This window comes from Janthinobacterium sp. FT14W (assembly GCF_009208755.1).
GTDB classification, from domain to species: Bacteria; Pseudomonadota; Gammaproteobacteria; order Burkholderiales; family Burkholderiaceae_D; genus Janthinobacterium; species Janthinobacterium violaceinigrum.
This window is the reverse complement of the sequence record NZ_WFLL01000084.1, coordinates 1-8,511: the sequence shown is the minus strand read 5'-3', so window position 1 is coordinate 8,511 and position 8,511 is coordinate 1. Positions and strand designations below refer to the sequence as shown.

The following is an 8,511-nucleotide window of genomic DNA, read 5'->3' as shown; positions in this document are numbered from 1 at the left end:
CGTGCCGCCACCGGCCGCGGCCGTGCCGGCTTCCCCCGCGCTGCGCCCGGCGCCCGCGGCCGCATGCGCGCCGCAGGCCAATATGGAACAGGCGCAAGCGTGCGTGGCGCTGGATGAGAAAAATACGGCCCTGAATGAGAAGCTGGGTGAATTGGAGGGCAAGATCGGCGCCCTGCAAAAGGCGCTGGCGCTGCCGGCCGCCACCGTTGGCGCCGTTGCGCCCGTTGCCGCGCCGGTCGTGGCGGAAGCGCCCCATGCCAAGCCCAGGCCTTTGCACGCGGCACCCGCGGCGGACAAGGAAAAGAAGGCGGGCGGCAATGGCTTGCTGTGGTTCGGTATCGGCACCCTGGCCTTCCTGCTGTTGACGGCGCTCGTCGCGTATGTCGTGCGCAAGCGCAAACAGGCGGCGGGGCCGGGTGCGCCATCAAAATACTGGGTCTTGCTGCGCAAGCCATTTGGCCGCAAGAAGAAGGATGTGCCCGTACTGACGGAAGCGGTAGAGGAAGAGGCGGCCGAGCCGGAGGCGGAGCCGTTCTCGCGTTAAGGGCGGGGCTGGAATTTGATATAAAAAAAGATATTGAAAAAAGACAGAAAAATGCTTGTATCTCGTGTTGCCTGTTTCTTAAATATGGTGATATGATTAATTCAGTGGACTTGCTCTACGACAAAACAGCCCCAGCCTGGCGCAGTCACCAACGATAGTGTGGCGCGGCAAACAGGTGTAGCGTTGCATAAACGCCTGGGTCTGGAAGCGGTTTGCGATGCCGACGATGTGCTCGCGAACGCCGGATGCAACCGGCAGCGAGGCGACGCCAGGAGATACCTGGGGCTCGCCTTCCCAATTCCCCCTCCTTGTTCCCCGCGCGCCGCAGGCGCCGCGCTCCCCGGCAAGGCGGCAGACGTAAAAAAAGCACCCGCGGGTGCTTTTGCTGTTTCTGGCGCTTGCTTATTTACTTGCCTACTTACTTACTTGCTTGCTTGCTTATTTACATGCGGGCGCGCGAGCCCGGCATTGCGTTCGACAACTGCGTCATCCACGGCTCCGTGATGGTGCGGATTTCGCGGTCGTTGGCCAGGATTTGCTTGAGCAGGTCGATCTTGCGCAGGCGCGAGGCGCCGGCCAGGGCAGGCACCTTGCCCGTCATGGCCGTGCTGGCGGCGCTGGCGCACTGGTTTTCCAGGGTGTCGAGGCCATCCCAGTCGCTCGAACGTGCGGCCACGACCATTTTATTGGTCATTCCTGCAATATTTTCATACATCGAGAGAACGTCGTTGGAGGTCATGAGCACACCCGTAACTAGTGAATGGATTACCGCTTGTCTAGATTAACGGCGTGCTGATCGGGAACTTGAGGGTGTTTTTGAAAAAAAAGTGAAAATAATTTGCATGATTTCCGGCGCACCGCCGGAATCACCCGCCAGGCCGCATGGATGCTGGGGTGGCGAGTCCGGCGGCGGCAGATTTATGTGACGAGTTCTTCCAGTCCCGTGCCCAGTTCGGCCGGCGGCGGCATCTTGTCCACCAGTACCGAGGGCGGCAAGCCCAGCGCTTCAGCCACGTCGCCGGGGTAGCAGGCGATGATTTCCTCATTGTTCAACTGGTTTTCATCGATGCGCGCGCGCCAGGCGGCCAGGTGCACGATGGCGGCCAGGCGGTTCAAGGGCGGCTTGGCCAGCGGATCGGGGAAGGCGGCGATGGCGTCGGCAAAGGCGGCGGGGAACTTCCAGCGGCGCGTCAGTTCGGCGCCCACCTGCGCATAGTCATAGCCCAGCGACACCCGTTCCGCGTCCAGCCGGCGCGCATCGAGCGGCGGCGCGATCTTGTCGAGCTGCATGGCTTGCTCGGGCATGGCGGCATGGATCACCAGTTGGCCGATCGCATGCATCATGCCGATGGTGAACGCCAGGTCCTGGTTGTCGCCCGCCTGCCTCGCAATCCAGCGGGCCGACACGGCGCTGTGCAGGCTGTAGCGCCAGAATTGCGGCAGGTTCAGGCCGGGCACGGTCTTGAAGCCGCTGACCAGGCCCGAGCTGATGACGAGCGTGCGCACGGTAACAAAGCCCAGCATCAGCACGGCGTCTTCCACCGTGCCGATGCTGCGCGAGACGTGGTAATACGCCGAGTTGGCCAGCCGCAGCAGCTTGGCGCTCAGCACGGGGTCCGCTCCCAGCTGGCGCGCGATGTCTTCGGTGGCAATGGCGGGGTTGTCGAAACTGCGCACCAGTTCATCGACGATCTTCGGGGCGGCAGGCAGGGCGTGGGGATGCTGGAACAGCGCTTCCAGTTGCATGGCAATCTCCTTGGCGTACACGCGGCACGGGGGTCGTGAAACTATAGGCCGATTTTTTTATGCTCGGGCAAAAAAGTTCAGGAGCGGTTTTTGGGCGGGAAACACGCTATGATTTCAGCCCTGGTTACAGCTCATTGTCAGCTCATTTTCAGCTATTTGATCGAAAGGATCGCCATGCACGGTTTGCGTTTTTCCTGGTCCCGGACGCCAGTCCAGGCTGCCATTGTCCTCGCCCTGGCCGGCGTCTCGCTGGCCGGCTTGCCGGCCCAGGCGCACGGCCAGGCGGCCGGCGACACGGCCGCCGCCCCCGTGAAAGTCTTGCCAGGCGACGACTTCTATGACTACGTGAACGGCGACTGGCTGCGCAGCACGCAGATCCCCGCCGACCGCAGCAGCTGGGGCTCGTTCGCCATGCTCGCCAACTCCACCAACGAGCGCATCATCGGCCTCGTCGAAGGCCTGGCGGCGGCGCCACAGACGGACGAGGCGGCGCGCCAGGTCAGCGATTTTTACCGTTCCTGGATGGATGAATCGGCTATCGAAGCGAAAGGCTGGGCGCCCATCAAGCCGCTGCTGAAGAAGATCGACGCCGTGCGCGACCGGGCCGGACTGGCCCGCGCGCTGGGCGAGAGCCTGCGTGCCGACGTGGACCCCCTCAATGCCACGAATTTTTATACGGAAAACCTGTTTGGCCTGTGGGTGGCGCAAGACTTGAACGACACCACGCGCAACGTGGCCTACCTGCTGCAGGGCGGACTGGGCTTGCCCGACCGCGCCTTCTACCAGGGCGACAGCGCGCGCATGCAGGGCTTGCGCGCGGGCTACCAGGCGCACATCGCCGCCATGCTCAAGCAGGCCGGCTACAGCGATGCGCCGGCCCGTGCCGCGCGCGTGTTTGCGCTGGAGCAGCAAATTGCCGCGAGCCACGCCAGCCGCGAAGATTCGGCCGATGTCGCCAAGGGCAACAATGCGTGGCGCGCCGCCGACTTCGCCGGCAAGGCGCCGGGCCTGGACTGGAAGGCTTTCTTCCAGGCAGCCGGCCTGGGCGCGCAGACGGATTTCATCGTCTGGCACCCGACGGCCATGACGGGCAGCGCGGCGCTGGTGGCAAGCGTGCCGCTGGCTACCTGGAAGGATTTCCTGGCCTTCCATACGATCAACCATTTCAGCACCATTTTGCCGAAGGCGGCCGCCGACCAGCGCTTTGCCTTCTATGGCAGCGCCCTGAGCGGCACGCCGCAGCAGTCGCTGCGCAGCAAGCGGGCGCTGGCCGCGACGAATGCTGCCCTCAGCGATGCCGTCGGCAAGCTGTACGTGGAGCGCTATTTCCCGCCGGAATCGAAAGCCCGCGTGCAAGACATGGTGACGAATATCGTCGCCGCCTTCTCGCGCCGCATCGACAAGCTGGACTGGATGGCGCCGGCCACCAAGGCGCAGGCGCAGGAAAAACTGAAGACCCTGTACGTGGGCGTGGGCTACCCGGAACGCTGGGACGACTATGCGGGCTTGCGCGTGGTGCGCGGCGATGCGCTGGGCAATGTGCAGCGGGCGGAACAGTTTCATTACCGGCAGGAGCTGGCCAAGCTGAGCCAGTCTCCCGACCGCAAGGCCTGGGCCATGCCGGCGCAGCTGGTCAACGCCGTCAACCTGCCGCTGCAAAATGCGTTGAATTTCCCCGCCGCCATCCTGCAGCCGCCGTTCTTCGACCCGCAAGCGTCCGATGCGGCCAACTACGGGGGCATCGGCGCCACCATCGGCCACGAGATCAGCCACAGTTTCGATGACCAGGGCGCCCAGTTCGACGCCCAGGGCAAGCTGCGCGACTGGTGGACGCCAGCGGACCTGGCGCATTTCCAGGCCGCGTCCAAGCAATTGGTGGCGCAGTTCGCGGCCTACCAGCCGTTTCCCGACCTGGCCGTGAATGGCCAGCTGACCCTGAGCGAAAACCTGGCCGACCTGGCCGGCGTGGCGGCCGCGCATGACGCGTTCACCCTGTCGCAGCAGGGCAAGCCGGCGCAGGCGGGCGCGGACCGCGATTTCTTCACGGGCTATGGCGTGAGCTGGCGCAGCAAGGCGCGCGAAGCGGCGGCGCGCCAGCAAATCCTCACCGATGGGCATGCGCCGGCGCAATACCGCGCCGCTACCGTGCGCAACCTCGACGCCTGGTACCCGGCTTTCGACGTCCAGCCGGGGCAGCAGCTGTACCTGGCGCCGGAACAGCGCGTGCGCGTCTGGTAGTGATAAGCGGTGCCGGCACGCAGCGCGCCGGCACCGTAAAATGGCGGTACATACCGACAGGACCGCCATGAAGCCCACCCCACCGCAAGATCCCATCCACGCCATCACGGGCCGCACCCTGGCCCATTACGACGCCAGCGCCGCGCAGTTTTTCGAAGGCACGCGCGACCACGATGTCAGCCAGAACATTGCCGCGCTGCTGCAGGCCATCGGCAAGCCCGCGCCCCTGGCGATCCTCGACCTGGGCTGCGGCCCGGGCCGCGATCTGAAGGCGTTCACGGCCATGGGCCACCATGCCACGGGCGTCGATGGCTGTCCCAGTTTCGTCGAAATGGCGCGCGCCTACAGCGGCTGCACCGTGTGGCAGCAGGATTTTGTCGACCTCGATTTGCCGGCCGCGCACTTCGACGGCGTGTTCGCCAATGCCGTGCTGTTCCACGTGCCCAGCGCCGTCCTGCCCTCCGTGCTGCACGCCCTGTACGCCTGTTTGAAGCCGGGCGGCGTGCTGTTCAGCTCGAACCCGCGCGGCCACAACCAGGAAGGCTGGAATGGCGCCCGCTACGGCAGCTATCACGACGAGGAGAGGTGGTCCGCGTACGTGCAGGCGGCCGGCTTCAGCCTGGTCGAGCAGTATTACCGCCCGCCGGGCTTGCCGCGCGAACAGCAGCCGTGGCTGGCCACCGTGTGGCGCAAGCCCGCGTGATCGCCGACATTCGCGCATATTGAGCATGTGTTAGGAACCGTACAGAGCATTGATCCCCCCGCCCCGTAGTATGGACACATCGACACGCAGCAAGCAGCTTGCAACAGCGTGTGAGCCGCAGTACCGGCCCTTGCGGGCGGGACAACAGATGTACCAACTACAGTGAGGATCCATCATGAACAAAGATCAAGTCGAAGGTAAACTGAAGGAAGTCGGCGGTAAAATCCAGGAAGCCGCTGGCAAGATCGTCGGCAGCGAAGAACAGCAAGCCAAGGGCCTGGCAAACCAGGTCGAAGGCAAAGTGCAGAAGAAGGTGGGCGACGTGAAAGATGCGGTGGAAACCGTTACGCGCAAACCGTAATCTGGCGCACGCATAAAAAAACCGCCGCCTGTCGCGAGACAGGCGGCGGTTTTTATTTGATGCCGCTCAAACTTATTTCACTGGATTGCCCAGATTCTGCTTGAAGAACATCTCGATTTTCTTGTACACGTGGCGCTGGCCCGCGCGCGACGAGATGCCGTGCTTGGCGCCCGGATACGTCATCAGGTCGAACTGCACGCCGCGGTTCACCAGCGCGTCGATCAGGCGCGTGCTGTTGCTGAACAGGACGTTATCGTCGGCCATGCCGTGCACCAGCAGCAGCGGCGACTTCAGGCCGTCCAGGTGGGCGAACACGGTGCTGGCCTTGTAGCCATCGACGTTTTCCTTCGGCATGCCGAGGAATTGCTCCGTGTAGTGGGTGTCGTACAGCGACCAGTCGGTGACGGGGGCCACGGAGACGCCCATGGCGATCTTGTCGGAGGCGGCCGACAGCAAGCGCAGGGTCATGAAGCCGCCGTAGCTCCAGCCGAACACGCCGATGCGTTTCGCGTCCACGAAGCTTTGCTTGCCCAGCCAGTCGATGCCCACCAGCTGGTCGGCCACTTCCGCCGCGCCCAGGTTGTGATAGATGGCGTCCGTGAACGCGCGCTCGCGGCGCGACGAACCGCGGTTATCGAGGCGGAAGACGACAAAGCCCTGCTGCGCCATGTACTGGTCGAAGTTGTTGCCCCAGCGGCGCGCCACGTGCTGCGAATGCGGGCCGCCATACGTCGACAGGTAGACGGGATAGCGCTTGCCCGCGTCGAAGTTCGACGGCTTGACGATGGAGTAGTACAGCGTCTGGCCATCGTTGGCCTTCAGGGTGCCGTATTCCGTCGGCAGGTGGTCGGCCTTGTATTTCGCGTACGGGTGGCTGGCATTGAGCGCGTTTTCTTCCAGCCAGCCCACCATGGCGCCGTCCGGGCGGCGGATGCTCACTTGCGGCGGCGTGGCCGGGTCCGAGTACGTGTCGACAAAGACTTCGCCATTGCTCGAGAACTTCGTGTCGTGCCAGCCGTCGGCTTTCGTCACGCGCTGCGGCCTGTCGGCCGTGCTGCCGTCCAGCGCCAGCGCGTAGGTCTGCTTGTCGATCACCGCGTCGCGGTTCGAGGACACATACACCTTGCCGGTTTTTTCATTCACGGCCAGCACGCTGTCGACGCCCCACTCGCCGGAAGTCACCGGGTGCAGCAGCTTGCCGCCCATGTCGTACAGGTACAGGTGGTTGCGGCCCGTGCGCTCGGACGACCACAGGAACTGCCCGTTCGGCAGGAAGTGCAGGTCGTCATGGATGCTGACCCAGGTCTTCGACGTTTCCGTCAGCAGGGTGCGCTGCGCCAGGGTCGCCGCATCGACGGCGACCAGGTCCAAGGTCTTCTGGTCGCGCGACTGGCGCTGGTACACGAGCGACTTGCCGTCCGCGCTCCAGTCGGCGCGCACCAGGTAGATGTCCGGGTTGGTGCCCAGGTCCACCTGGCGCTGCGCGCCCGTTTCCGGCGAGACGATCAGCAGCTGCACCAGCACGTTCGGGTCGCCGGCGGCAGGGTAGCGCTGTTCCACGACGTCGGTGCGGTCGGCGAAGATTTCGAAGCGGCGCACGACGGGCACGGGCGCTTCGTCATAGCGCTTATACGCGATGGCGGAATCGTCCGGGGCCCAGTAGTAGCCGGTGCGCTGGCCCATTTCCTCCTGCGCGACGAATTCGGCTTCGCCGTTGCGGATGCTGCCCTTGCCATCGGTGGTCAGCTGGCGTTCCTTGCCCGTCTTGAGGTCGATCACATAGATGTTCTGATCGCGCACAAACGACACGTAGCGGCCTTTCGGCGAGATTTTCGGGTCCAGCACATTGCCCTTGGCGACCAGGCGCGCCTTGTCCGGGTGGGCCGCATCGACCAGGTACAGATTGCCGGCCAGCGGCACCAGCAGCTGCTTGCCGTCCGGCGACCAGCTGTAGCTGAGAATGCCGTTCAGGCTGGCCGTGCGCTCGCGTTCGCGGCGCGCCTGCTCCTCGGGCGAGATCGTTTCATTCGGCACCAGCGCCTTCGAGTCGACCAGGCGGTGCGTGCTCTTGTCCTTCAGCTTGAATTCCCACAGGTCGAGCTGGAACTGGTTGTCGGCGCGGCCGCGCAGGAACGTGACGCGCTCGCCGTCGGGCGAAACCTTCAGGTTGCGCACGCCGGGGCCGGCCAGCGCCGGATCGGCGTGGATGCGTTCCAGGGTCAGCTTTTCAGCCGATGCGGGAACGCTGGCCATCGCGGCCAGAAAACAAAGAATAAAACGCATGGATGTCTCGGTAGTTGGAGGAATGAATGGCACTGCTTGTAAAGGCGAGCTTGAGCGTTGCCTAAGCGTAAGACGATACCAGAGCGTGCCTGTTTATGCGATAGCCCGGGCCACGGAATAAGACGGTCCTGGCCGTATTTCCTTCGTCAAAAATATCCAACAGCCGCCCATTCCATGGCGCTTTTCCGTGTTCAGGCCAATATCGTACCTGCGATCACGGTCAGGCATGCGCCGCCTATCCACGCGTGGCCAGCGCGGAAACTGACGGCTACGCGGCCGTCGCGCTGCAAACAGGTGCCCTGGCGCACGCGGTAGCCGGCACCCGCCAGCAAGTGCGCGATGCAGGCGTTGGCGCTGCCCGTGACGGGGTCTTCCACCAGCGCGCCGTGCTCGCTGAGCAGGGCGCGCACTTCGTAGTCGGCCGGACCGCCCGCATCGTGCGGACCATACAGCGCCAGGCCGTCCGCCCGGGCGGCGGCAAGCAAGGCCGTCAGGGCGGCGATGTCGGCGCGCACGGCCAGGCAGGCCGCCGCGCTCGCCAATGGCACGCACAGCCAGCGGATGCCCATCTCGACGACGGTGCCGCTAGCGGCTGCGCCGCCGCCCAGCGCCGCCTGCAGGAGCGGCAGCAGCGCG

7 protein-coding genes and 1 pseudogene are annotated in these 8,511 nt (G+C 64.6%); 4 read left to right on the top strand and 4 right to left on the bottom strand.

Annotated features, from left to right (window positions below; all coding sequences use genetic code 11):
• Positions 1 to 544: pseudogene (locus tag GCN74_RS29025) on the top strand (hypothetical protein); the annotation flags it as partial.
• Between the two features lie 442 nt (positions 545 to 986).
• Here GCN74_RS29025 and GCN74_RS27640 read toward each other — a convergent pair.
• On the bottom strand, positions 987 to 1,283 hold the full coding sequence (locus GCN74_RS27640; RefSeq protein WP_152259626.1) for a flagellar protein FliT: 297 nt from the start codon (positions 1,281 to 1,283) through the stop codon (positions 987 to 989).
• Between the two features lie 179 nt (positions 1,284 to 1,462).
• Complete coding sequence (locus GCN74_RS27635) at positions 1,463 to 2,290, bottom strand: HDOD domain-containing protein (protein ID WP_152259625.1); 828 nt, start codon at positions 2,288 to 2,290, stop codon at positions 1,463 to 1,465.
• A 174-nt stretch (positions 2,291 to 2,464) separates the two neighbouring features.
• Between GCN74_RS27635 and GCN74_RS27630 the strand changes: the two genes are divergently transcribed.
• From GCN74_RS27630 to GCN74_RS27620, 3 genes are all read left to right on the top strand, one after another.
• Positions 2,465 to 4,528, top strand: coding sequence for a M13 family metallopeptidase (locus GCN74_RS27630; RefSeq protein WP_152259624.1), 2,064 nt, complete (start codon positions 2,465 to 2,467; stop codon positions 4,526 to 4,528).
• Between the two features lie 67 nt (positions 4,529 to 4,595).
• Positions 4,596 to 5,231: a class I SAM-dependent methyltransferase gene (locus GCN74_RS27625; protein ID WP_152259623.1), complete on the top strand. Its 636-nt coding sequence runs from the start codon at positions 4,596 to 4,598 to the stop codon at positions 5,229 to 5,231.
• 175 nt (positions 5,232 to 5,406) lie between these two features.
• The gene (locus GCN74_RS27620; protein ID WP_077400637.1) at positions 5,407 to 5,592 is read left to right on the top strand and encodes a CsbD family protein; all 186 of its coding nucleotides are present in this window, start codon (positions 5,407 to 5,409) and stop codon (positions 5,590 to 5,592) included.
• A 72-nt stretch (positions 5,593 to 5,664) separates the two neighbouring features.
• Here the strand turns inward: GCN74_RS27620 and GCN74_RS27615 are convergent, their stop codons facing one another.
• Positions 5,665 to 7,875: an alpha/beta fold hydrolase gene (locus GCN74_RS27615; RefSeq protein WP_152259622.1), complete on the bottom strand. Its 2,211-nt coding sequence runs from the start codon at positions 7,873 to 7,875 to the stop codon at positions 5,665 to 5,667.
• A gap of 191 nt (positions 7,876 to 8,066) precedes the next feature.
• On the bottom strand, positions 8,067 to 8,511 hold a 445-nt coding region (locus GCN74_RS27610), incomplete at its 5' end, for a PhzF family phenazine biosynthesis protein (protein ID WP_193317298.1).